This window comes from Acinetobacter rudis (genome assembly GCF_031157835.1).
GTDB classification, from domain to species: domain Bacteria; phylum Pseudomonadota; class Gammaproteobacteria; order Pseudomonadales; family Moraxellaceae; genus Acinetobacter; species Acinetobacter rudis_A.
This window is the reverse complement of the sequence record NZ_JAVIDR010000003.1, coordinates 116,462-141,846: the sequence shown is the minus strand read 5'-3', so window position 1 is coordinate 141,846 and position 25,385 is coordinate 116,462. Positions and strand designations below refer to the sequence as shown.

The window sequence follows — 25,385 nt, the reverse complement described above, 5'->3', positions numbered from 1 at the left end:
AGATTTATGTTAAATAATATAAAATCAGATCAGAGCAGTAGTCCGATCAAAATTTTGATCATTGATGATGAGACTCAAGTGCGAAAATTTTTAGATATCGCACTTCGCTCACAAGGTTATGCCACCTCACTTGCTGAAAATGGTCAACAAGGTTTAGAACTCTTGGCTTTAAATGGGGCAGACCTTGTCATTTTAGATCTAGGTCTACCTGATCTAGATGGTAAGGAAGTGTTAAAAGAATTAAGGTGTTGGTCTCAAGTACCCGTAATTGTTTTATCGGTACGTGCTGATGAACTGGAGAAAGTAACTTTACTAGATGCAGGTGCACATGATTATGTGACTAAACCATTTAGTGTACAAGAGCTTATGGCGCGTATCCGTGTTACGCTCAGACATGTCGCTGTACCTGTTGAGACTGCCATATACGATGATGGTCAATTGAAAATTGATTATGCTCAGCGGCAAGTGTATTTACGCGAGAAACTCATTACATTAACGCGTAAAGAATATCAACTTCTTACTATGTTGGTACAACATAGTGGTCGACTAATGACTCAACCCCAACTATTAAAAGAGCTTTGGGGTCCCACGCATCAAGAAGATACACATTACCTGCGTATATTAGTGGCGAAATTGCGCCATAAACTAGGAGATGATGCAATTAGTCCGACTTATATCGCAACAGAGCCAGGTGTTGGATTGCGTTTTTTAGGGAAACAATAAGTTAGATGCGTTAAGCTTTATGTGGTGCAGAAAAAGCTTAACGCAGTATGTAATTAAGCTTTAGATATAATAGCTTGTCTTGGTCATGAGTTTTGAAATGGCTGTCATGGTAATACGAATAGGCAGAGCTAAGTCAACACCACCAGCAGCAATTGCTGTATCACGATGATGTAACTCATCTAAATTCATTTGTTCTAATATATATTTTGAACGTAAATCTTGAGCTGGTAATTGGTTAATATGATCTACTAAGTGTAGGCTGACTTGGCGTTCAGTTTCAGCAACAAAACCTAAACTGTATTTATCTCCAGCAATTCCTGCCAATGCACCCATACCAAAAGATAAACCATACCAAACAGGATTGAGTAGGCTTGTATGACTATCGAGTTCAACTAAACGATCTTCACACCAAGCTAAGTGATCTTGTTCTTCAATTGCAGCCTGTTGCATTTCACGTTTTACATTTGGAAGTTTTGCAGTCAGTGCTTGGCCATGATAAAGCGCTTGAGCACAAACTTCACCACTATGATTTACTCGCATTAAACCAGCAACATGACGCGCTTCACTTACACCTAGAGCGCTTTCTAAGTTTTGAGCAGGATTTTCTCGATGAGCAGCGGTTGCACCAGGAACTAGACTTCTTAGTGCTTGGTCAAAAGAGTGGATAAATTTATCCAAACCTGTGTAATGACGCATAGTTAATCCTCCAAAGAATAAGGGGTAGTCGCAATCAGTGGTTGTAGGTATTTTAACAGTAGCAATGAAAAGATTGCACTGAGTATAGCGGTAATATTAAATAACACCGTTAGGTCTAGTTCTAAGAAGCTTAAAATTAAAATAGAAAATATTGATGCAGTCACCATAAAAATAGCATTTAGAATATTATTAGCAGAAACAACACGTGCGCGGTGTGAAACTGGTGCAAATGCTTGCATCATTGTATAGAGAGGAACAATATAAAAACCGCCAAAAATACCCAATAAAGCAACTGCAAACATAACATGATAGTAGGCCATACCTGCATGAAAAACATCATAAAGGCCCAATACTTGTCCATTGGTTACGGGAGGTAAAAAGCCTAAACTGATTGTTAGATAGAATGCAAAAAGAGTTAATCCAACACAGCCAAGCATCACAACTTTTAAGTTGATCTGGGTACCACCAATTTTTTTACATAATAAGGACCCAATACCAATACCAACTGAAAATAGCATGAGCAGCAAACTAGCAACATTTTCAGAGCCATGTAAATACTGTTTAGCGAGCAAAGGAATTTGAGTTAAGAAAGTTGCACCATAAAACCAGTACCATGAATTCCCAAGTAAAACAAGAAAGACCGTTGGTAGTGATTTTGCATATCGTAGGGTATCTATGCTGGTATGTAAAAAGTTCCAATCAACGGTCAGTTTAGCATCTGGAATGGGTTGAGGAAGTATATAACGGCTACATAGGTAGCCCACAATTGCGATGACCAGTACAGTCAGACTAATCCACAGCATTTCACCTTGTGACCAAAAAATGATAGCCCCACCTAAAACCATTCCAATCAGGATCGCGATGGATGTACCTGATTGAAAGATTGCATTTCCTTGTACTAATTCATCTTTATGTAAAATATCAGGCAAAATTGCATATTTAATCGGGCCAAAGAATGTACTATGTGTACCCATTAAGAATAATGCAAAAATCAACAACCATAAGCTACCAAACATAAAGCCAAGAGTTGCAATCAGCATAATCAAAATTTCAAGGATTTTAATAGCTCGAATTAATTTTGAACGTTCATATTTATCAGCAATTTGTCCTGCAGTCGCAGAAAAGATAAAGAAAGGTAGGATAAATAACAAGGCTGCCAGATTATTTAATGTACTAATTTCTAGTCCTTGATGTTGAATCCAACCGAAGGTAAAAATAACCACCAAAGATTGCTTAAAGACATTGTCATTTAATGCACCAAAAAACTGAGTGAGGAACATGGGCAAGAAGCGACGCGTTCCTAAAATATGATCATTTTTTTTCATTTGGGAACTTCATTTAAATATATTAAGAAATGTGATTAATACGTAATTATATCTAGAATTTCATGTATGATATTTTTAAATTGCATAATTCACCAATTATTAATAAATTTAACTCTGTTTTTGAATGGTTTTTTTCAATCAATCAACCATTCTTAGTGACAGAATTGGATATTGAAAGTATATAGAGCTTGGTATGCCAACCCAAATTCAGTTTAGAAAATCGGTGATTACTTATCATCTTCATAAAATTATTGATGCCAATAATGTCAATAAATACCTATGCTTAAGTGTATTTTTGAGTTTATTTGTTGCTCCAAATCTCTATGCGCAATCGGCTGTTGAAGCGACTTCAGCTGTTGATCTGCAAGAGTCTTCTGAGGTAAACACGCCTTCTGGGAATAATGTTGCAATACCATTAGCCGTACCAGAAGTAGATGTTGATAGTGTGGCGTTATTACAGCAACAAATTCAAGAAAGTAAAACAAAACCGCTTAAACCTTTAGCCTTTGAAGACCTCGAAGATTTGCCCGTGAATACTGTAGATCAGAATATGGCAAATGAGATTTATCAAGCTGCTGAAGAAGCAAAACAGCAAGCACATGATTTTAAACAAAGTGGTCAGATTAATAATCTTCCAGAAATTGCACAGTCTACTGAACAAGAATATCAAGAAATAAAACGTGCGCCTGTAGATATTGAACAACTCATGCGCAATATTGACGCAGATAAAGAAATTGTAGTGAAGGCAAGAGAAAATGGTAATTTATTTCTAGATACTGAAAAAAAAGAGCCAGAAGTACAGGAAAAACCAGGTTTTATAAAACGTGTAGTACAACGTATTCGACCACCTAAGGAAGATACTGCTGAACCTATTGAAAAAATTACTACTGTCGTTGAAGGCGCACCCAATTTACTTGCTCAAAATATTCGTGCCAAATTATCCACTTTTACCGTTGAGTCCTTTTCTGATTATGCATCAGCGGTACCTCAGCTGCGCAGCATGGCAAATCAGGCAGCTCAAGCTGTGGGTTATTACAATGCGAGTTTTAAATTTGAAAAACAAAGTGATCGCCGATTACAGGTAAAAGTTACACCTGGAGAGCCTGCACTAGTTACTCATCAGAATATCGAGTTCCAAGGAGAAGGAGGTAAATTACCTCAGTTCCAAGTGTTAGCACTTTTACCTGAACTTAATATTGGTGATATTTTTAACCATGGTATGTATGAAAATACCAAAACCAATATTCAAGAGGCTGCAAGTAATAACGGTTTCTTCGACAGTCTTTGGCGTTTGCATGATGTTAAAGTCAATCAACCAGAAAATACTGTAGATATAAATTTACGTTACGATACTGGGCAACGTTATAAATTGGGTCATGTAGAATTTAGAATGAGTGACCCAGATAAACCGTTACCAATTAAATTGGATATTCTTAAAACCTTGGCTCCTTGGGAACCGGGTGCAGATTATACCGCTTGGCGTGTCAATGGGTTGGCAAATAATCTAACCAACAGTCGTTATTTTAACTATACATTGGTTGATGCGGTACGTCCCGATGCTTTACCCGATGATTTAGATCTTCCTCCTGACTTACAAGCTTTGGTTGATGCCAATAAAATTACAGAACAGGCGATTATGGATAGTTTACGTCCACAAGCGGCGCCTGCTGTAAAAGTGTCAAATAAAGAAGTAACACAAACAGTAGTGGACGAACAGCAGTTTGCTGGTGCTGAAACACGCGCTGCTTCACCAGCACAAAAAACGATTGACCAACAAAGAGATCGAACAGACGAACTTGATGCAATGAAAGATCAAGTGCGTATTGATAAAGTGGTTCCTGTTATTGTCACCTTAAATGCAGATAAGTTAAATAGCTTAGAAACAGGTATTGGTTATGGAACTGATACAGGCGTACGTGTGCGTGGACAGTATCGTCGTGCTATTGTGAACCAATACGGTCACTCTTTTGATGCCAACATGGAATTATCACAAATTCGACAATCTATAGATGGACGCTACAGCATTCCTTATAAACATCCACTAAATGATTATATTAACTTGGTTGGTGGTTATGAGCGTGAAGCACGAGACGGTGTGGGGCCAAATACAGATTTAACAATTGAAACAGCAGTGCTTGGTGCAGACCGTATCATTAAAAACTCACGTCGTGAATGGCAACATGTTTTTGGTGTACGTTATCGATTGGATCGTATGACCAGCAATGGTGATGTTTCAAATAATACCATTCCAGATGGTTTCTTAATTCCTGGTGCAGAGCCTGAGCAAGAAGCACTCCTTGTAGGATATGAGGTATCAAAAACAAGTAGTAACAATCGCTTGAACCCTACTCAAGGATTCAAACAGTCTTATAAAATAGAACTGGGTAGTGATAAAATTCTAAGTAACACCAACATGGCCATATTCAATGCAAATTGGAAGGCGCTTTATTCTTTAGGAGATAAAGCAAACCACCAATTTTTTGTTGGTGCCAATGCTGGGTATATTTACGCAGATGATTTTAATAAAGTACCATATAACTTACGTTACTTTGCTGGTGGTGATCAAAGTATGCGTGGATTTGATTATAAGAGTTTATCTCCAATGATTGATGGTTATAAAGTTGGTGGACAAGGCCTTGCTATTGGGACAGTAGAATATAATTACCAATTTAAAGAAGGTTGGCGAGCGGCATTATTCAGTGATTTTGGTAATGCATTTGATGAAAAATTTAGTAATCCAATTGAGTACAGTGTTGGGGTTGGTGTACGTTGGCGTTCTCCAATTGGTCCTATTCGTTTAGATGTTGCTTCTGGGATTTCAGAACCAGGTAAACCAATTCGTTTACACTTTTTTATTGGTTCGCAGCTCTAATTTAAGTAATTTTAATTGTTATTTTGTTTAGGGCTCATAATAATAGGGCCCTAAAAGTAAATAAATTACTTAAATATTTTGTATATTAAGTTTAGATTTGGGGAATTATATAATGACCATGGCTGACGACGAACAGCATCAAGAGCCTCAAGCTCAGCAGCCGGAACAAAAAAATAAGCGGCTTGTATTAAAAGGTGTGTTGTGGGGAATACTCCTGGTTATTGTATGCTTGTTTGCAGCAATTGCAGTAATGGTATCAACAGATAAAGGCAGTCGTTTTCTCTTAGATCGCGTATTATCAAAACAAAGTATGATCCAATATAAGTATCAGAGCGGAAATATCGTTCAAGGTATTATTGTAAGAGATTTAGCCATTCATCTAAAAGATTTAGATATAAAAACAGATCGTGCTGAAGTTGCTTTAGGTTGGCGTGCAATTTTAGCAAAAGAAATCCATTTAAGACGAGCAACTGTTTCTAACTTACAAGTGATTAATCATGCTCCACCAAGTCATGAACCCTTTAAATTCGCAGATATTCCTTTGCCTTTCACATTACGTGTTGATGAGGCCAAACTTGATCATCTATTGATTCAAAATGTTGGCAGTAAAGTTGAATTTAACGATATTGTGACTAAGGATGTGCTTTGGTCTGGAACAAAATTAACGTTTAAAGATGCTCAGCTCAACATGGGTTTTCTTGCGGTTAAAAATGCTTCTGGAATGATGGATTTTAATCATGCTGGTAAATACCCAATTGCTGCAAAAGCATTGGTTATTATACCTGCTTTAGAAAGTCTAAATATCAAACAAATTTCAGTTAATGTACAAGGTTCACTTGATCGTCTTCGTGCTGGTTTCGCTACACAAACACCTGACTTGCTAAGTGGTTGGGCAATTGCACATCCTATGGCTCCAGATGTGCCATTACAAGGGCAATTAAGATTACGAGATTATCATTGGCCTATTGCACCAGAACAAAAGTTACTATCGAAAAAAGGTTTAATTACGATTAATGGTAATGTCAAAGGATTGAATATTGATGTTGATACCGATTTAAGCGGAGCTCAAATCCCTCAAGGTCAATACACAGGAACTTTGAGTACAGATTTAATTGAGAAGTTGAATATCCAGCAGTTTAATGGGCAGCTCATGGGAGGCTCTATTAATCTGAGTGGGATGTTAGCTTGGAAGGATTTTGTACATTGGGATATTAAAGGTCGTCTAGACCGAATTAACCCAAAGGATAATCTTATTCCTGAAGTTGCGCGTGAATTTCTACCACCAACATTGGATGCTGATATTAGTAGTAAAGGTGAACTTAAAGAGGGTGTTCATCTCAATGCTAATGTTAATTTTGATCAATATGAATCTTGGGCATTACAACTAAATCAAGCAGCAGAAAAACCAGTAGCAAAAAATAAAAATCCTGTTGCTGAGCCATTATTATTAAATGTTAGTTGGAATAAGATTAACCGTGCCATGCCATATATTGGTTGGTTAAATAGTGAGAATGGTAAAGCTGACTTACAAATTGATAGTAAGCAACAAAATATCCAAGTGAATACACATGTAACTGCACATGAAAAAGGTAGTTTGCCAACAGGACAATATGCTGCTCATCTTTCAATCAAAGATAATAATTTAAATGTCCCACTTTTTAGTTTAACAACAGCTCAAGGTGGTTTAAATGCTAAAGCGTATGTTGAGTTGCCTACAGAGAAGCGTCAGTTAAAATGGAATGCATTACTTAATGCAAATAATTTTAATCCACAATTAATTGCTACGGCTGCACCTATTCATACATTAAACGGACATATTCAGGCGAGTGGCTATGCACAACCTAATACCCAAATTATTCAGCTAGAATCGATTGATTTAGTTGGGCAGATGGCAAATCAAGCTAAAACTGAAAGTGTGCGTTTAGTTGGAAAAAGCAATATCGGATTATTATTTAATGATGCGAAATCTGGTGGAGCATTTAAGAGTTTTGCAGTGAAATATGCGGGATCACTTAATTCAACTCAGGTTCCTGTAGGGTCTGGCGCATTAAAAATTAATCTTTCAGGTACACCAGAATTTATTCGTATTGATCAATTTGAGCATAGTGGTGTTGCTGGTCAGGCATCTGCAAAAGGTCAAGTACTATTAAAAGATGGTATTAGTTGGGATATTAACGCTGCAATGATGCGTTTTAAACCACATTATTTTGTCTCATCACTTAGAGGTGAGGTTTCAGGTCAGGTTAAATCACAAGGTCAATGGTCTGATCGAAATAAACGGGTCAGTATTGAACAACTAAACTTGGCTGGGATAATCAACAATAAGCCGCTACGTGGTCAAGGCAATCTTGCAATGATCTTAAATAGTAGTCAATCTGGTTTGGTTCCACAGCAGTTTGAAGCAAATAATTTATTTATTTCTTATGCTGGCAACCAATTGCAGGCATCTGGTAATGCACAAAGTTTACGTTTAAAAATTGATGCACCTGCATTGATGGAGCTATATAACGGATTACGTGGTCGTGCCTATGGTTATATCAACTTACAAGCAAAACCTCGCCTAAGTGCAACTGCAAATATGGTTGTTGATAATTTTGGTTTTGAAGGTTTAAGCATTAAAAAGCTAAGTCTAAAAGGAGAATTACCAACATCAGATACAGTAGCCAGTTCTATTCGTGCTGAAATGGATACTTTAAGGTCTGGTAACCGAGAAATTCAACACGGAGCAATCACGCTAACCGGTACGCGCAAAGCACATATGCTGCAGATTCAAGGCTGGAACTATTATTCGAAATTATATGTGCAATTTGTTGGTGGTTTTAATGCACAGAATGATTGGTTAGGGCAAGTACAAAAAGGCGAGTTCGACTCCGTCCGTGCGCATTTAAAACAAACTGCAAATGCACCTATTATTTTTAATTCTGCAAAATCAGAACTCTTTGTCGGACAACATTGTTGGACAAGTAATGAGAGTCAATTATGTTTTGATCAACCGATTCGAGCGAGTCAAGCTAAGGGAAATATTTCATTTGCTATTAATAATTTAGATTTGAAAGATTTTGCTGCATTTATGCCTGAAGGCTTAGCAATGACAGGTAATTTGAATGGTTATGCTAAAGCTGGTTGGACACAAGGTAAAGCCCCTGTTATTGATGCTCGTTTAGTCACTCATAAAGGTGAAGTTGGTTTGGCAGCAGATGATCCTGATGACCCTGCATCAACCATGACTTATGATGAAGCGAGTATTGTCGCAAAAAGTATTCAAGATAAATTATTATTGCGTCTTGATGTTAAAGCACCTGATATCGGTACTGGTTTTGCGAGTGTTTTGGTTAATCCTTATAGTGCTAATAAAACTATGCAAGGCGAAGTCGCATTTAATGAAGTACAACTTCGAATCTTGAAACCTTTTATTGCCGATGTTCGTAAAATGGATGGTACATTATCTTTTGCTGGTAAAATTGGTGGAACATTAACTCAACCACTATTTGATGGTGGAATGCGCCTAAAAAATGGTGCTATTAGTATGATCTCCATACCTGTTAACCTAGATAATATTCAACTGTATTCTTCTATTCATCAAAATAATGCCAGTATTGATGGTGCATTTAATAGTGGAAGTGGCGTAGGAAAATTAAATGGAAACATTGATTGGAAAAATGACCCACGAATTACACTGAATTTGACAGGCGATAAACTTTTAATTCGTCAGGCCCCACTGGTAACGGCGGTAGTGGACACCGAAATGAAGTTGGATGTTCTTCCTGCAAGTAAACGCATTAGTGTTAATGGTAAGGTTTCAATACCTCGTGCGTTAATTTCAATGCCTGAATCAAGTGCAACCGTTGTAAACGTATCACCTGACGTTCGTATTGTTAAACAAGGCCAAGATCAACTCGCCATGTTTAAAGCTACAAAACCTTGGGATATTCGAGCAGATGTTGCAGTCAGTCTTGGTGATAAAGTGATTTTCCAAGGTTTTGATAGTCGAATTCCATTAATTGGCCGTTTAAACCTTACACAACGTGGTCAACAGGTTGCTATGCGTGCGAATGGTGCAATTGGTGTCAGTCAACGCGTAACAATTGAAGCTTATGGACAGAAACTAGATCTTAATCGTGCAATTGCTCGTTTTAACGGACCATTATCTAATCCTACACTTGATATTGAAACCAATAAGGTTGTTTCGGGAAGCAATGTCGGGGTACGTGTATTAGGTACAGCAACTGCACCTAATATTCAGATTTTTAATGATGCTGGTTTGTCTGAACAGGAAGCTTTAAATGCTCTCATTACGGGGCGTATTAATGAAGGTTCAAGCGGATTAAGCAATACTGAAGGCTTTAAATCTGATGTTAATAATACGATTGCTGCTGCAGGTATTAGTTTAGGTTTAGGTGGTACTCGTGCATTTACAAATCAAATTGGTCGTACTTTTGGCTTAAGTGGTTTGGCATTAGATGCGCAGGGTACAGGTAATGATACCCAAGTTAGTGTAACAGGATATATTACTCCAGATCTTTATATTCGTTATGGTGTAGGTGTATTTACACCTGTAAACAAATTGACTTTACGTTATCAAATGAACAAACGCTTATATTTAGAAGCGAGTGAATCTGTAGAGAAGGCCATAGATATTTTCTATAACTGGAAATTCTAAAATTGAGTGGTTGGTTTTTGATATAATGATTTGATTTTTATATTTTAAATGCAAAAGTCGTCTACATGATTTTGTTATTGTGTAGACGCTTTGTAGACTGTTGAGGCTTTCAGTCTTTAAATGCAACATCCAATAATGAACTTTGCCCTAACTTATTGTCATTGAAATTAGGGCAGAGTGATATCTATCATGTTTTATAAATCTTGATTTATACATTGGAAGGATAAAAATACGAGCTGTAATATGTTGGATGCTAATTTAAAGTATTAAAGATTGTAAATGCTGTCTTTACTCTTTCAACATTTGGAATGTTCTTGTTGGCTAACATAACAATTCCCACTTTATGAGATGGAATAAAAGCAACATAGGCTCCAAAACCACTGGTTGCACCTGTTTTATGAACAAAATATTCTTTCTCAAGTTTTTCATTTGAAACTGAAGGTTTAATAGCATAAGAAGAAAGTGCATTTTTATTATCACTATTTTTTATAATAATGTCTTCTTTGACTGGAAGTTCATACATTTCCCAGCCTAAACCCTGTTCAATTCCATTCTCAACATGGTATTGAGTTTTTTGTGATAAATCGATTGCTTCGCGAAGTATTGAGCTATTCACAATATGATTATCCATATTGACACGAATCCAATATGCCATATCTTCAACTGAAGATTTAATACCGTAACTTTCATTGTCTAACATAGCTACGGATACTCGGACAGGCTTAGTATTTACATATCCCCACGCGTAATTAGACATATTGGATGATGGGACATTAAACCAGGTATTTGTCAGCTTCAAAGGTTTTATTAGTCTTTCATCCATCATTTGTTTAAACTCCATTTTTGCAGCATTCGCTGTTAATAGTCCAAACAACCCAATACTAGCATTTGAATATAATCTTTGCGTACTTGGTTTCCATGTCGGCTGCCAATTTTGATAGTAATTTAATAAGGAGTTTTTATTAGTGATCTCTTCTGGTATTTGTAATGGGAGACCACCTGCGGAGTAGGTTGCTAAATTTAGCATGCTAACCTCTGCCCATTGCTTGCCTGTTAATTCTGGCCAATATTTATTTACAGGATCTGAGAGTTTTATCTCATTTCGGATCACACTTTCTGCCCCTAGAACTCCTGTAAATGTTTTGCTTACAGAACCAAGTTCAAATATTGTTTTATTTGTTACAGGTTTATTGCCTTCAATATCGGCTAACCCATAGTTGTAATAATAAGTTTTATCATCTTTTATGACAGCAATTGCCATACCTGGTATAGATTGATCCTTCATAAGTTTTGGAATCACAGTTTGCATGGTGTGATTTAGTTGAGTTTCACTAAAGTGATTGGGAGTTGAATATGTAACTCCAGTGATTGATAAAGAGATAATGAAAGCAAATAACCTGCTATCAGGACGAAGATACATACTAGATCAACCTAAAGTGCAAATTTTAATATAAATGCAAATCTAAGATAAAGATTTAAAAAAAGAGATGGAACCTGTTGAGTATAGAGCCATCTATTGAAAATAGTTGAATCAAGCATTCAATTTTTAGTGTAATTTGCATGGAGGGCTTATAGACTCTTTTTATAGAGCATTTAAAGAGCTTATTTGTCCTTAAAAATTTCTATCTCGCCATAAAAGATAGGATTGAATAAATTATTATGAGGAGATACGTGCATCAAAATTTATTCAATTCAAATGGTCTAGATTTTATTGCAACTTGTTAAATATTAGATAGTCTATAGATGGTTTGCTATAATAATTAATGGTTTTTTAATGTAGATATATAAAAATAATTTAAGTGTTTTTCCTTTCTCTTTGACCTCAAAATAAATTTGATGCCAATCATAATTAAGTTAAATTTTGTTTATCTAATGTTTAGCAATAGAAAATAATTCTCTATTAAGCTATATAAATATAGCGTTTTATTAAGTAGCAGAGGGTTAAAAAATTTTTATATAATAATATAATCAATAAAGACATGTAATTTGATCGATAAAATCATATGGGTTTATGTGTGATATGTTTTTTTACTGATGTATACTTTAGCAGTATTAAGCGCTGAATTTTAAACCTGTATTTATTGGGTTATCGTTAAAAAAAAGCCTACATGGTGTTGTCTATGCTCCATGTAGGCTTTCTGGCTAGGTATATTGTAGTTTTGCGCTGAATTTTTGTTATTCCTGAAATTATATAAGCAGCGTAATACTTTTTGAACACCTAAATGGGAATAGCTACTATTTGCAAATAAAATACCTATCTATTTACTCGGTTTTAAAATAACACTTTTCAATCTGCCTATATCAATGGTATTCCTCTGAGTAATCAATTTATTGTGTACAGTAAATATTAAAGTGCCCATGATTATATCTTTTTTGTGTTCTATTTCACTATTTGTTTGCATTTTACAAAATATAAATATTAAAATTCACTAAATGGTTTTTGGAAAACAAGATGAAAAAAAAATATTTATTAATAGCTGCATTGCCCGTTTTTATTTTATCTGGATGTAGTACATCTGGCACGGCTGATGCGTTATCTAAATTTGGAAACATGTTATCGGATGCAATGCCTTATGTAAAAGAGTCTGAAGAATGGGAAGCGTACGGCATAGATATTGCGAAACAGGGCGTAGTCTATAGTTCTGCAAGTTCTTCTGATATGCAGTTTGTAAGCAACAAAATGAATACTGAGTATGCAGCAGCAATTGATCGATTAGCGGGGCCTTTTGCTCGAAATCAAAAAACACAAGGTGATTTAGCCAAAGCTAACCAGGGATATGTATTTAAATACAACCAAGTTCAAGTTGTTAAAGATAAGAAGACATCAAATACTCTTGGTTACTGTGTAAATTACGATAGACCAGAAACAGGTCTAGGCAAAGCGACAAAAGCAGAAGATAAACTTTATAAGGAGTTTATCTACCTAACTAGAGATAAACCTTTATCAATAGCAACTGCTGATGCAGATTTTACTAAACGTGTATGTGGTACAAACTTCTATAACAAGTATAAAAATACTGCTAATTAATTTAGATAAGTAAATTTAAAAAACCATCTTTGGATGGTTTTTTTATTACTTTAATTTAATAGAAAAATGGGCTTGTAAATTGAATTAAAAAAAGCACAACTACTGCTGTAATTATGCTTAGATTGTTAAATTATTTAATTTTAAAAACGATATGTTCCTTTAAGTGCAAAGGAGCGCCCAGGTGCTACAGTCGAGAAAACACCAACATGTGACGCATCATATATTCTTTCATTACTAATGTTATTTATATTGAACTGTAAACCAAATTCTGGGAGAAGTTGATAAGAAGCAAAAGCATCATAACGAATATGTTGAGGTAAATAGTAGTCATTACTGTCATCTACAAAACGTTTTCCAACATATGTTGCGCCAGCACCTAAACGTAATTTACTGTTCATTGCATAAGTCGTCCATATGTTGGCGCTATGTTTTGCAATAAATTTCAACTGATTGCCATTATCTGGATTTTCAATATATTGGTCTGCTTGTTTAACAAAACCACCATCTAGAAGTTTGCTATCTAAATAAGTGTATCCGGCAGAAATATCCCAAGATGGATTAATTTTTCCAGAAACACTCATTTCACCACCACGAACGCGGTTTTTACCATCTATAGCAACGATGCCTTCAGCATCAGTGCTACGTGCGTTGGTTTTTTTTGTTTCAAATAGGGCAGCATTGAAAGCTAATTGTTCATTAAAAAATTCCCATTTAGTACCAATTTCTATACTACGAGTCTTTTCAGGACCAATATTATCCCCAAGTCTATTACCACTTGCTACGCCATCTGCACCTCCTGCTTGTCCTAAATTATCACCACTTGGGTTAGAGGAAGTCGCATAATTTGTATAAATTCGACCGAATGGTGCAAGTTTATAAACGATACCAGCTTGGTAATTAAACATGCTTTCTGAGACAGTATCTTTGAAGTTTGTAGATTCAAAATCATCAAATCGCAGGCCTAAATTAACATCTAATTTATTGTTTAGGCTAATAGTATCAAATACATATAAACCTGTATTTGTGATTTCACCTGCTTTCTTTTCTGGGCCGTATTGAATATTAAAATTTGGATGGCGTGAGTTGGTTGGATTATAAAAATCCACTACTTCTTTTCCTGCACCAGTAACGGTCATATCTTTAGTGCCAATTCTTTCTTTACTATAATCAATACCAGTAATCACATTGTGTTTGATTAACCCAGTATTAAATTTAGCTTGTAAATCAAGTTGGCCATTATTGACATGACTTGTTCTATAGGATGATCGATCATTTCTTTCATAACTTAGACCAGCTCCTTCAGTAGCACAAGCATTACCACTACTAGCTGCACAACCAAAACTTAAGCGTGTGAAAAAATAGTCTTGTGTGGTTTTTAAATCTTTAGCGGCAAATTTAACTTTTAAGTTTTCATTAAAATCGTGTTCTAGGTTTAGATGAAAAATTTCTGAGTTATAATTTCTAAAATCAATGTCTGGACGACCAAAGTTTGTATTAAAGGGCATACTTTCAATGGGTTTTTTACGATTAGGATTTTTGGCATTACTAAATGGAACCCCCATGTCTGGTGTATCACTGAAGTCTAAATAGCTATAACCAGCAGTAAGTCGAGTTGGTGTATTTAAACCAAAAGTAATACTTGGTGAAACTCCCCAACGATCAACCTCAACCTGATCACGGCGAGCAACATCACCTTGATCTAACATTGCATTCAGACGAAATGCAATATTTTCAGTTAAAAGCACATTATTATCTGTGGTAAATCTATATTTTGCCTGACCTGTACCCGAGTTTTGATATTCTGTGGTAATTTCAGATTCATTCTTGTCTTTAGGTTTCTTTGTAATTAAATTAATCGTACCACCTGTAGATCCACGGCCAGAATAAACAGATCCAGGTCCTTTGCTTATTTCAACAGCTTCTAGATTAAAAATATCATGAGAGCCTCGTGCATAATCACGAACTCCATCAATTAAGATATCTGTACTAGCTTCATACCCTCTAATAAATGGACGATCTCCCATTGGCGTGCCACCTTCACCAGAACCTAAAGTTATACCTGGAGTAGTTCGAAGTACATCTTGTAATGAGGAAGAGCCGCGTTCATCTATTTCTTGTTTTGAAATGATATGAATTGATCGAGGTGCATCGAGTAAAGGGGTCGTAATTTTTGAATTTTTTGAACTTTTAATATAGTAAGATGGTTCTTGATTCGCATCTGCATTTAGCACAATAGTGTCAAGTATAACTCGGTTTTCATCATCGGCAAACGAAGGGGAAGATACTAAAGCTCCTGTTGCTAATGAAAAAGCAGAAACAAGCACTTTTGACGGGAGTGGTTTCTTTTTACTTGAAATATACTTCATATCTATGATCCAGTGAGTACAAAAAGCTAATGAAAATCATTACTAATTGAGAATGGTAACACTTCAAATGTAGGAAAATTGTCAAAATGTGCAATGTTGTCTGTTTTATTCAATAGAAACTGCTAAATATAATTTAAGTAAGTTTTTACTTTTTTATTTCAACTTTTACCTTACGGGATAGCATACAGAGCTTTCATTTAATGCAAATAGTAAGTATTATCATTACTATTTGTCGGATATCTCATAAATGAGGATATTGGTTGTAGATGACCATCTAGATTTAATAGCAAATATATTTGCTGTATTTGAGCAAGATCATTACTTATTAGATGTTGCTCGAGATGCTCACTCTGCTTTAGAACTTTGCCAAAATAATCACTACGATATTCTTATATTAGATTGGATGCTGCCAAAAATAAGTGGAATTGAGCTTTTACGAAAAATTAGGGAAGAATATATATTTACACCAGTTATTATGTTGACTGCTAAATCTGATTTAGAAGATAAACTAGAAGGATTCTCTGCTGGTGCAGATGATTATTTAACTAAACCGTTTTCTACCCGAGAACTTAGAGCACGAGTAAAAGCTTTACATGCAAGAAGCATGGGTAAAAATGCTATAGTAAAGGTATCTGATTTATCTTATAACTTACATACAGATGAGGTAATACGTAATAACGTACATATTAAATTAAATCCAATTGAAAAAAAATTACTTGTTTTATTAATGCGTGAAAGCCCGAAAATTGTTACTCGAGAGAGGCTTGAATTTACCATATGGCGAGATAATCTTCCGAATAAAGATTTATTAAGAACACACATTTATGAATTACGAAAAAAAATTGATTCTAATTACGACATAAAATTAATAAAAACTTGTCATAAATTGGGATATCAAATTTGTTCTATGGTTAATGGTAATGATTAAACGATTTGATCTTCGTAAAAGAATTGTCGCGGGTTTAATCATATATACTTGTTTACTGACAATAGCTGTTGGTGTGAACGGATATATAGTTAATGAAAAAATAGAAGAGTTAGTCTGGGAGGAATTGTTAGATCTAGAGACAACACATTTTTATAAAAAGGAAGGCTTGATCAATGATGATTTAGAAGGGAAAGAGAGTCGTCTAGTCTGGTATAACGAGGGGAAAGGTGATGTTATTCCTAGTATATTCAATCAACTAGGAGAGGGAATACATGATGAAATAAAATATTTAGACAAAGAGTATATTATCAAAGTGATAAAGGAGAATAATAACAAATATATTCTAGCACTCGATATTACTGAAATTGAAAAACATGAAGAAACAATGTTAGTTTCAACAATATTACTTACCATTTTTGCTGTATTGTTTGTTGCTTATATCACCTATAGACAAATGGATAAATTTATAGGCCCTCTTTTAGCTTTAGCTGAGCAGCTGAAAACAATATCTCCCGAAAAAGATGTTATTTCAGTTGAGGGTTTGGATGATCGTTTTTATGAATACTCTGTTATTAATGCTGCATTAAACGACTATTTAAATAAGTCACATCAATATATTAAACAAGAAAAGATTTTTTTTGAAACAGTTAGTCATGAGCTTAGAACTCCTATCTCAGTGATTTCAGGAGCAATTGAACATTTACTAGATCACCCTGATACTACAACTCGTATAAAACCACATGTACAACGAATATCAAGAATAACTGCTGAAATGGAAGAACTATTGGCGATGCTTTTAGTTTTGGCGAGAAGCAAAGAGAAACTAAATCAGTATTCCGTACATATTGATTTATGTAAAGAAATACCATCAATTATTGAATATCATAAACATCTTTGTATAGACAAACAGTTAAGTGTTCGCAATGAAATACAAACCGCATTTATCGTTTATGCACCATTACAATTGTTAAGAGTAACAATTGGTAATTTACTTAGAAATGCTATTGAACATAGTGATAAGGGAATAATTAGAATATATCAGGAAGGGAGTAGCATAATTATTCATGACCCAGGCCACGGAATGACAGCAGAAGAAATTAGTCAGTTATATAGAGAGCGTGTAAGGGCTGGTACATCCTCAATCAATGGTATAGGCGTAGAACTTATTCTCAAAATTTGTCAACATTATGGTTGGCGACTTGAATTTGAATCCGAAAAAACCAAAGGAACAAAGGCAATTTTAAAATTGGATGCTTCAAGAGTGAGTATAGAGTAGCTCATTCTTAGCTACGACTAAGACAAAATAATCATTTGAAGAAATAAATGTAATAAACATGATGCGTATTGATAATAATACTCCCATGGCTTTGTTTTATAATTCAATAATGACTTAATTTAGGAAAACTCATGCCTGCTCTATGGATGTTATTGGCCTGCATTTTTTTGCCATTATGGCTGCTGTTATTAAGGTTTTAGCATTAAAAATAAGTGTGATTGAGATATTATTTTACCGTGGCGGATTAAATTTACTGTTTATAAGTATAGTAATGAAACTAGGGGGAATTTCCTTCAAAACCCAAGTCCCACGCATGCATATTCTACGTTCCACTTATGGAGCTATAGCTATGTACTGTGGATTTTATGCTTTGGCTAATTTACCTTTGGGTACAGCAAGTACTCTAACTTATACACATCCAATTTTTCAAACAATTATAAGTTTGCTGACTGAGCCCAAATCAGTGCATTGGTTTTTGATTATTGCGGTGTTACTAGGTTTTGGTGGATGTGTAATATTATTAAATCCCCAATTTAGTACTGATTCAACCTCAGCTGCTTTGATTGGTGTGCTATCTGGGTTATTTACAGCTTTAGCTTATGCCCGTGTTGGTAGGCTAGTTCGAGGTGGTGAGCCTGAGTTAAGGATTATTTTTTACTTTGCCTTAGTCACAACAGTCTTAAGTTTTATGATTACCCAACTTACAGGTGGTTTTACTGAGTTAGCAACTCAAGACTTATTTTGGATATTGGCTTTGGGTACATTTGGAACATTAGGACAAGTTACATTAACCCGTGCTTATGGGCGTGCTAATCCAATTGTTGTTGGTAGTCTAGCTTATAGTCAGATTATCTTTTCATTGATCTTAGGTTATTGGTTTTTCAGTGAAGCAATTTCGAATAGCATAATTTTTGGTATTGGATTAATTATTGCCTCAGGTGTGTTGGTGCTGTTTAAACGAGTGAAAAGTTAATAGTCAATTTTAGGTGGTATTTTATTCTGATATTGTAAAACTAATTGAACCACATGCTGTGCCCATAATGTATATCCAACGGGATTGGGATGAAATCCATCATGAGCCATATAATGTGTGGTGATCGGTAGCTGTATAGAAAGAACAGTACTATCTTTTTTATTGTTATATTTTTCTTGTAATTGTCGATTCATTTGTTGTGCTGTTTTACCGAGAAAATAGCGCAGTGGAAAAGGTAAAGCTGGAAATTGTTGCATTGCAGGAATTGCTGAATAAATCACATATTTAACAGCAAATTTTTGAGTAAGTAACGTATGAATTTTTGCGATATTTTTGTTCCATGTTTCTATTGAAACAATTTTTGTCACATCATTTACTCCAATAGAAACAATGGCAATATCAAAATTTTGTGCTGTTAACTGCTCTAAATGAGTGATAAATGCAGCTGAGGTATAACCAGATTTTGCTTCTAAACACCATTGGCATTGATAATATTCTTGTAATAAATGTAAGACTTGGCCAGATAATGCCTCTTGTTGTAGATTAGCACCTACTCCTGCAGCAGCAGAATCTCCACACAATATTAAACGCAAATTTTCCCCTTGCCCAATGGAACCTTCTCTTTGACCCTGAGCTTCTGCTAATCGGGGTGTTTTGAATTTTGTATATAAACCTTGTGCGATTAATAGTGGGCTCAATAAAATTTCATACGGGCTGTTAAACATAAAATATTATCCGAACGCTTTAAGTTTAAGATTAAGCTAACTATGTAGATAATAAAACATTTTAAAGTAGAATATTTGAACTTTATTGGCAGATCCATTTGCAATCACTTAAAAATAAGTCATTCATTGAATGAAGATCTATTATTGTTTTAGCAATATTGATTTCAATATATCTTCAAATCTGAGTTTAATGGTGATGAATAGATTTTATTCATCGCCATTGGTCATCATTTCATTACTCAATTAAAATGTTTACAAAACACAATAAAATGAATGATAATCATTATTATTTAAAGTGTTTTCCCAATGGTTCTTATGGACTCCCTATCTAAATCAGCTACTCAACATCAACTAATTGAAAATATGTATAATAATCATCATATTTGGTTAAGGTCTTGGCTAAATCAGAGGGTTAGTTATCCCTTAAATGCATCTGATTTGGTACAAGATACTTTCGTTCGATTATTGCAAACTAAACAATCATTACAAGAAATTAGAGAGCCTCGGGCGTTTCTATTACATATTGCAAAGCACATTAGTATTGATAAACAAAGGCGCTATCAACTTGAAAAAAACTATTTATTTAGTTTAGAGCAACAATTAGAGGCTTATGAATCGCAATTGAGCCAACAAGATATTTTTGATGCTATTGAAATATTAGATTTTTTGAGTATTACCTTAGTAGATACCTCAATTTATGTTCGTCAGGCATTTGTGATGTATTATTTTGAAGGTTATAGCCAAAGTGAAATTTCTCTTCATCTCAATAAATCATTACGTTCTGTACAAGGCTATTTAGCAAAAAGTCTTAGCTTATGTTACGCAAGCAGAAAAAAATTAGATGATATCGCCCATGCATAGTGATGATAATTCTACCGATCTTGCGATGTGGGTAGTTCGATTAAGTATTGATGATCAAAAAGAACGTTTGAAAGCGGAAAAAGAATTTTTTATTTGGAGGCAACATCACGTTGATGAAGCAATAAAAATTGATGAAATGCTAGAGTTCTCTAAGCAGTTGCAAACATTATCAAAGAAACATGTTCTTAATGCCAATACAGTACAGCATTGTTTTACTGCACACTCAGACGCTGTAAAACAAATAAAAAAGAATTGGGGGAAGTTAGCTGGGATAGGGGTATTTGCTATTGGATCATATTTGACTGTTCAAATGATTCCTTATCAATATTATTTTGCAGAGATTAAAACGCCTATTGGAGAAAAGAAAACACTTCGATTAGAGGATGGATCTTTTCTTACATTAGCTCCAGATTCCGCAGTTAATTTTACTTTTGATCAAAAGAAACGTCATATTGAATTGGTTCAGGGGGAAATTATGATTGAAGTAGCAAAAGATACCAAACGGCCACTCATTGTTAGTTCTCTACATGCTGATTTTAGAGCAATGGGAACACGTTTTATTGTGCAGCAAAATCAGAAAAGATCACGTTTAACTTTGTTACACTCTAAGGTTTTGGTACAAACCACAGAAAATCCAAAGTTTAAAAAAATCATATCAGAGGGACAACAGGTTGATGTTAGTTTGAATGGTATCACAGCTGTTAAGAACATTAATCCTATAACCATTGAGAATAATTTAAATAAAAATCAGTTTGTTGCAGAAGATATTCCATTATCTGAGCTACTAGAGCAATTGGAACATTTTCATAGGGTATATTTTATTTATAACAAGAAACAATTAGCAGATCTTCGGGTGAATGCGGTTATTTCTATGCAACAGAGCCCACAAACCATTTTAACTCTTATTACAATGCAGTATCCCGAATTAAGAATTGATCAGTTAGGAAGTAAGTTTATTTTATTGAGGCTCGCTAAAAATTATTCATGATTATATTCAAAATTTAGGATCAACATTATTTGAATAAATTGAATTGCGGTTTTTACTGTAGTGCTACGGCATATTATCAAACATTTTGTATTTATTACTTGGCACTTACCACAGTGACTGCAGAGTAATAATGATTTTTATTTGACCAGTAAAATTAGGTAGGACTATGCAGCATTTTCCTTCGTGTATGAAACCAATCTTGACACAAATATCGCTAGCTGTCTCGATGAGTATTTCAATAAGTATTTTAAGTAATTCTGCTGCTGCTCAAGGTGGTTTACAGCAATATCAACTTTCTGCTGGAAGTCTGACTTATGCCTTACAACAAGTTGCTCAACAAAACCAAGTTTCATTACTGATAAAAACAGAGAAAATTTCTGATTATCAAGTCTTAGCATTGCAGGGGAAATTTGATATTGATCAAGCATTTACTGCTTTATTGAAAAATACCCCATTTGAAATTAAAAGAACAGTTGCCGGATATATTGTTCAAGAGCGTAATATCATAGATAGCACTGAGTCAAAGGAACAAGATATAAAAATAAAGACTCAAAATACAGACCAATTATATCAAATGCCAACCATTATTTTACAGGCAAGAGAAGATGATACTACTCAGTTTGGCCAAAGTACGCTGAATCAAAAATCAATTGATCGATATCAAGCAAATAATGTTGCTCAATTATTAGATACTATGCCCAGTATTTCATCAGCTGGTTCACCTCGACCTGGAGGACAAAATATAAATATTCTTGGTATGGGAAGTGTGGAAGATGTTCCTATTAGTTTGGATGACTCTGTTAAGTCTTTTGATAAATATCGCCAAGGCTCTGTTTTTATAGAGCCGGAACTGCTAAAAAAATTAGTAGTAGATAAGGGGCCACATAATGTAGAAGTTGGCAATGGCGGTTTTGGTGGTAAAGTTAGTATGGAGACGAAAGATGCTACTGATTTATTACGTGAAGGACATCAAATAGGTGGACTATTAAAATACTCTCGTTTTAGTAACAACTCACAAAATACATATACTGCAGCTATTTATGCTAAAACTGAAATAGATTTGGCTGATGCGATTTTACTCTATACAAAGCGGGATAGCGGTAATGTTAAACGACCTGATAACAGTGAGTTCTTATATTCAGCTCAAGAACAAGATAGTTACATGGCTAAATTAAATTTTTACCCAACTTCCAGTCAAAAAATCACACTGAATGCAATACAAAGTGGTCATAAAGGTTGGGAACCTTTTGCTGCAATGCGAGATCAAGATGCTGTGCCAACAGAAAGCGATATTTCTAAATATGGATATGATCTAGCGTGGAAACGTCGTTTAGTTTTACGAGATCAACAAGATAATAGTTATTCATTGCATTATGAGTTCAATCCAGAAATGAATCCATTGATTCACTTGAATACAAGTCTCTCATATTCAAAAACACAACAACATGATGAGCGTTTACCTGAGGCTGCTGGTGCTAGTTCAAGTACATTAGGTAATTTGAGTTGGGTGAATTATATTAATACTGCTTTTAAACTAACAAATACGAGTCATATCGACGGACTGTACGGCTTTCATAAGTTAAAATTAGGTTTGCAATATCAGAAGATGCAGCAAGAATCTGTTATGTATGACAGATTAAATCGTAATAATCCACAATATAATTATGGGTTTTATCAACCAAACTATATGCCAGCTGGTGATCAACAAATGTATAGTGCATTCATTGAAGATCAATATCAATGGAAGACACTGACGATTACACCTTCTTTACGTTATGACAATATACAGAATCAAGGGTATGGAAATTATGCTCCACGTTATAATGATTTGAGTGCAGGGCATGATTATAGTGCTAAAAAGTATACAGGCTGGTCTCCACGATTGGCATTAGCATGGCAGCCTACAAGTTATATGATTTGGTATGCAAATATCAGTAAGACTTGGCGGGCACCACGTATTGATGAACAATTCTATGTACAGTCTAAATTGGTTGAATTATCTGAGACTAGTCGCTATTTGAAGCCTGAAAAAATGCTTGCAATGAGATTGGGAACGGAAATGAACTTTGAGAATATTCTTCAAAATGAAGATCATTTACAGCTACGGTTAACACATTATCGTCAAGAAGGTTCTAATGAAATTTTTAGGCATCGTTCTGTTTTTTGTCAAACGCAAGCTGATTTATTAGCACAGGGTTTAGATGCAAGCATGCGTGATTGTAATGGTAATTTTCAACGTGGTTTCTATCGAAATATTGGTGACTATAATACCAAAGCCTATGAAGTAGAAGTTTTTTATAATCAGCCTTTGGTATTTGCAGGTCTGACTTATTCTTATATTCGTGGTCAACGTGATCATTCACCAATTAATCCTTGGTTTGATCAAAAAACATGGATTACAGAGATTCCACCACGAAAAGCAACAGCTACACTAGGCGTAAATATTCCTGAACATAATTTAAGTATGGGGTGGCGAGGTATTTTTGTTGATGCCCAAACACGTAGTATTACCGATACAGATAAAACAGCAGTAAGTTATAGTCTACCTAAAACAAAAGGATATTCACTGCATGGTATTTTTGTAGATTGGCAACCAATCGGTGACCATGGCCCACAAATTAATTTTTCTATTGATAATTTATTCAATAAAGATTACAGAATGTATTTAGGTGAATATATGACAGGTACAGGTCGTGATTTTAAGTTGAGTGTTTCTCAACGGTTTTAATGTGCCATTGAATATAAAAACCAATAATACCTAAAACTGGTCCAATGATTAATATCCAGATTGCTTCTAATCCAATTCGATCTAAAGTTGAGGTGACAAGTGATATGGATATAATCGTGATGGTAAAACCAATAGCATTTTGGATGGCTAATGCAGCACCAATATGTTCCTGAGGGCAGTATTGGGCAGATAAAGCTGAAAACTGTGGTGAATCAGCAATGACAGTTGTTCCCCACACAGCTAAAATAAATAATAAAATACTGGCAGGTAATGTATTCCTACCTAAAATAAAAATGATGCAACAAAATGTTGACGAGGTTAATGCAGCTATGGCTAAAGTTGAGCTAGAGAAGTAGCGATTCAACCAAATCATGCTTAGACACCCCAAAGCGCCACATGCAATAACAAAGAAACTCAGTAGTGGAACTAGATTGAAGCCAAAAGCTTGAGCGATATTTGTTTGTAAAATTAATAAAGGTACAATTGTCCAAAAAGCATATAGTTCCCACATGTGACCAAAATAGCCTAAAGCAGCAGCTTTAAACTTATGATTATTAAAAACATGTAGAGGTAATTTGAATTTTTTTCTAAGAGTAACTTCTGGTGTCAAATGTTGGGAATTAAAATGAGGATCGCCTAAATGATAAATCATCATTGCTGCAAGAAATGCGCATAAAGAAGCAATACTCATGATATATTGCCAATTTAAATTTGATGTTAAGCTTTTGATAACATAAGGGAATGCGGTTCCTAAAGTTAGCATGGCAACCAATATAGAAAGAACTTTGGCTTTGCTTTTAGGTACCCAAGAAACCGCTAATTTCATTCCTATTGGATAAATTCCAGCTAAACTGATACCAACTAAAAACCGATAAAATATCCCACTCCATATATTATCAGCAAGGTATGCGAAAGCTAAATTAAATACGGCACCACAGATAGCTGCTAAACTAAAAATTCGACTTGCAGCATAACGATCAGCAATACCAGTCACTGCAATTGCAAAAGTACCTAATATGAACCCAGTCTGTACAGCATTGGTTAACCAACCAATCTCTGTGATGCCAATATGCCAAGATTGCATTAAATTAAAAGCAACACTATTTGCACTAAACCAAAGAGAGGTCCCTAATAATTGTGCAAAAGTAATAAATACGATTGCTTTATTTTGTGAATGCCGCATAGGTTTTATATATAAATGTGCTGAACGCATAAAATCAGATCCCTTGATCATAT

At 34.9% G+C, this 25,385-nt stretch carries 16 protein-coding genes; 10 read left to right on the top strand and 6 right to left on the bottom strand.

Going from position 1 to position 25,385, the window contains the following annotated elements; genetic code table 11:
* The first annotated feature begins 6 nt into the window (after nt 1-6).
* Nucleotides 7-723, top strand: coding sequence for a response regulator (locus tag RFH42_RS04600; RefSeq protein WP_308974409.1), 717 nt, complete (start codon nt 7-9; stop codon nt 721-723).
* 60 nt (nt 724-783) lie between these two features.
* On the opposite strand, the gene coq7 is transcribed toward RFH42_RS04600, so the two are convergent.
* The gene (gene coq7 / locus RFH42_RS04595) at nt 784-1,419 is read right to left on the bottom strand and encodes a 2-polyprenyl-3-methyl-6-methoxy-1,4-benzoquinone monooxygenase (protein ID WP_308974408.1); all 636 of its coding nucleotides are present in this window, start codon (nt 1,417-1,419) and stop codon (nt 784-786) included.
* A gap of 2 nt (nt 1,420-1,421) precedes the next feature.
* Nucleotides 1,422-2,744, bottom strand: a complete 1,323-nt coding sequence (locus RFH42_RS04590; RefSeq protein WP_308974407.1) for an MFS transporter — start codon at nt 2,742-2,744, stop codon at nt 1,422-1,424.
* 193 nt (nt 2,745-2,937) lie between these two features.
* Between RFH42_RS04590 and RFH42_RS04585 the strand changes: the two genes are divergently transcribed.
* Together RFH42_RS04585 and RFH42_RS04580 are read left to right on the top strand one after the other, a co-directional pair.
* Nucleotides 2,938-5,616, top strand: a complete 2,679-nt coding sequence (locus RFH42_RS04585; RefSeq protein WP_308974406.1) for an autotransporter assembly complex protein TamA — start codon at nt 2,938-2,940, stop codon at nt 5,614-5,616.
* A gap of 118 nt (nt 5,617-5,734) precedes the next feature.
* Nucleotides 5,735-10,276 carry a translocation/assembly module TamB domain-containing protein gene (locus RFH42_RS04580; RefSeq protein WP_308974624.1) on the top strand — a complete coding sequence of 1,514 codons (4,542 nt, stop codon included), beginning with the start codon at nt 5,735-5,737 and terminating at the stop codon, nt 10,274-10,276.
* Nucleotides 10,277-10,529: 253 nt separating this feature from the next.
* Here the strand turns inward: RFH42_RS04580 and ampC are convergent, their stop codons facing one another.
* A complete protein-coding gene (gene ampC, locus RFH42_RS04575) occupies nt 10,530-11,696 on the bottom strand; it encodes a class C beta-lactamase (protein WP_308974405.1) in 1,167 nt (388 codons plus the stop codon).
* A 1,032-nt stretch (nt 11,697-12,728) separates the two neighbouring features.
* On the opposite strand from ampC, the gene RFH42_RS04570 reads away from it, so the two are divergent.
* Complete coding sequence (locus RFH42_RS04570) at nt 12,729-13,304, top strand: hypothetical protein (protein WP_308974404.1); 576 nt, start codon at nt 12,729-12,731, stop codon at nt 13,302-13,304.
* A gap of 140 nt (nt 13,305-13,444) precedes the next feature.
* Here the strand turns inward: RFH42_RS04570 and RFH42_RS04565 are convergent, their stop codons facing one another.
* Nucleotides 13,445-15,670, bottom strand: coding sequence for a TonB-dependent receptor (locus tag RFH42_RS04565; RefSeq protein ID WP_308974403.1), 2,226 nt, complete (start codon nt 15,668-15,670; stop codon nt 13,445-13,447).
* 256 nt (nt 15,671-15,926) lie between these two features.
* On the opposite strand from RFH42_RS04565, the gene RFH42_RS04560 reads away from it, so the two are divergent.
* The 3 genes from RFH42_RS04560 to RFH42_RS04550 all read left to right on the top strand — a co-directional run bounded on the left by RFH42_RS04560 (nt 15,927) and on the right by RFH42_RS04550 (nt 18,847).
* Nucleotides 15,927-16,598, top strand: coding sequence for a response regulator transcription factor (locus tag RFH42_RS04560; RefSeq protein WP_308974402.1), 672 nt, complete (start codon nt 15,927-15,929; stop codon nt 16,596-16,598).
* Nucleotides 16,591-17,874 (top strand): sensor histidine kinase, encoded by a 1,284-nt coding sequence (locus tag RFH42_RS04555; RefSeq protein ID WP_308974401.1) that lies wholly within the window; start codon nt 16,591-16,593, stop codon nt 17,872-17,874. The genes RFH42_RS04560 and RFH42_RS04555 overlap by 8 nt, the downstream gene beginning before the upstream one ends.
* A 142-nt stretch (nt 17,875-18,016) precedes the next feature.
* Nucleotides 18,017-18,847, top strand: coding sequence for a DMT family transporter (locus RFH42_RS04550; protein ID WP_308974400.1), 831 nt, complete (start codon nt 18,017-18,019; stop codon nt 18,845-18,847).
* Here RFH42_RS04550 and RFH42_RS04545 read toward each other — a convergent pair.
* Complete coding sequence (locus tag RFH42_RS04545) at nt 18,844-19,572, bottom strand: SGNH/GDSL hydrolase family protein (RefSeq protein ID WP_308974399.1); 729 nt, start codon at nt 19,570-19,572, stop codon at nt 18,844-18,846. The two genes, RFH42_RS04550 and RFH42_RS04545, sit on opposite strands and share 4 nt — an antisense overlap.
* 306 nt (nt 19,573-19,878) lie before the next feature.
* Here RFH42_RS04545 and RFH42_RS04540 point away from each other — a divergent pair, with 306 nt between their 5' ends.
* The 3 genes from RFH42_RS04540 (at nt 19,879) to RFH42_RS04530 (ending at nt 24,149) form a co-directional block, all read left to right on the top strand.
* Nucleotides 19,879-20,433 carry a sigma-70 family RNA polymerase sigma factor gene (locus tag RFH42_RS04540; RefSeq protein WP_308974398.1) on the top strand — a complete coding sequence of 185 codons (555 nt, stop codon included), beginning with the start codon at nt 19,879-19,881 and terminating at the stop codon, nt 20,431-20,433.
* Nucleotides 20,426-21,421, top strand: coding sequence for a FecR family protein (locus tag RFH42_RS04535; protein ID WP_308974397.1), 996 nt, complete (start codon nt 20,426-20,428; stop codon nt 21,419-21,421). The genes RFH42_RS04540 and RFH42_RS04535 overlap by 8 nt, the downstream gene beginning before the upstream one ends.
* Before the next feature lie 166 nt (nt 21,422-21,587).
* Complete coding sequence (locus RFH42_RS04530; RefSeq protein WP_374990812.1) at nt 21,588-24,149, top strand: TonB-dependent receptor; 2,562 nt, start codon at nt 21,588-21,590, stop codon at nt 24,147-24,149.
* Here RFH42_RS04530 and RFH42_RS04525 read toward each other — a convergent pair.
* On the bottom strand, nt 24,121-25,362 hold the full coding sequence (locus RFH42_RS04525; protein WP_308974395.1) for an MFS transporter: 1,242 nt from the start codon (nt 25,360-25,362) through the stop codon (nt 24,121-24,123). The genes RFH42_RS04530 and RFH42_RS04525 overlap by 29 nt on opposite strands.
* Between the last annotated feature and the right edge of the window lie 23 nt (nt 25,363-25,385).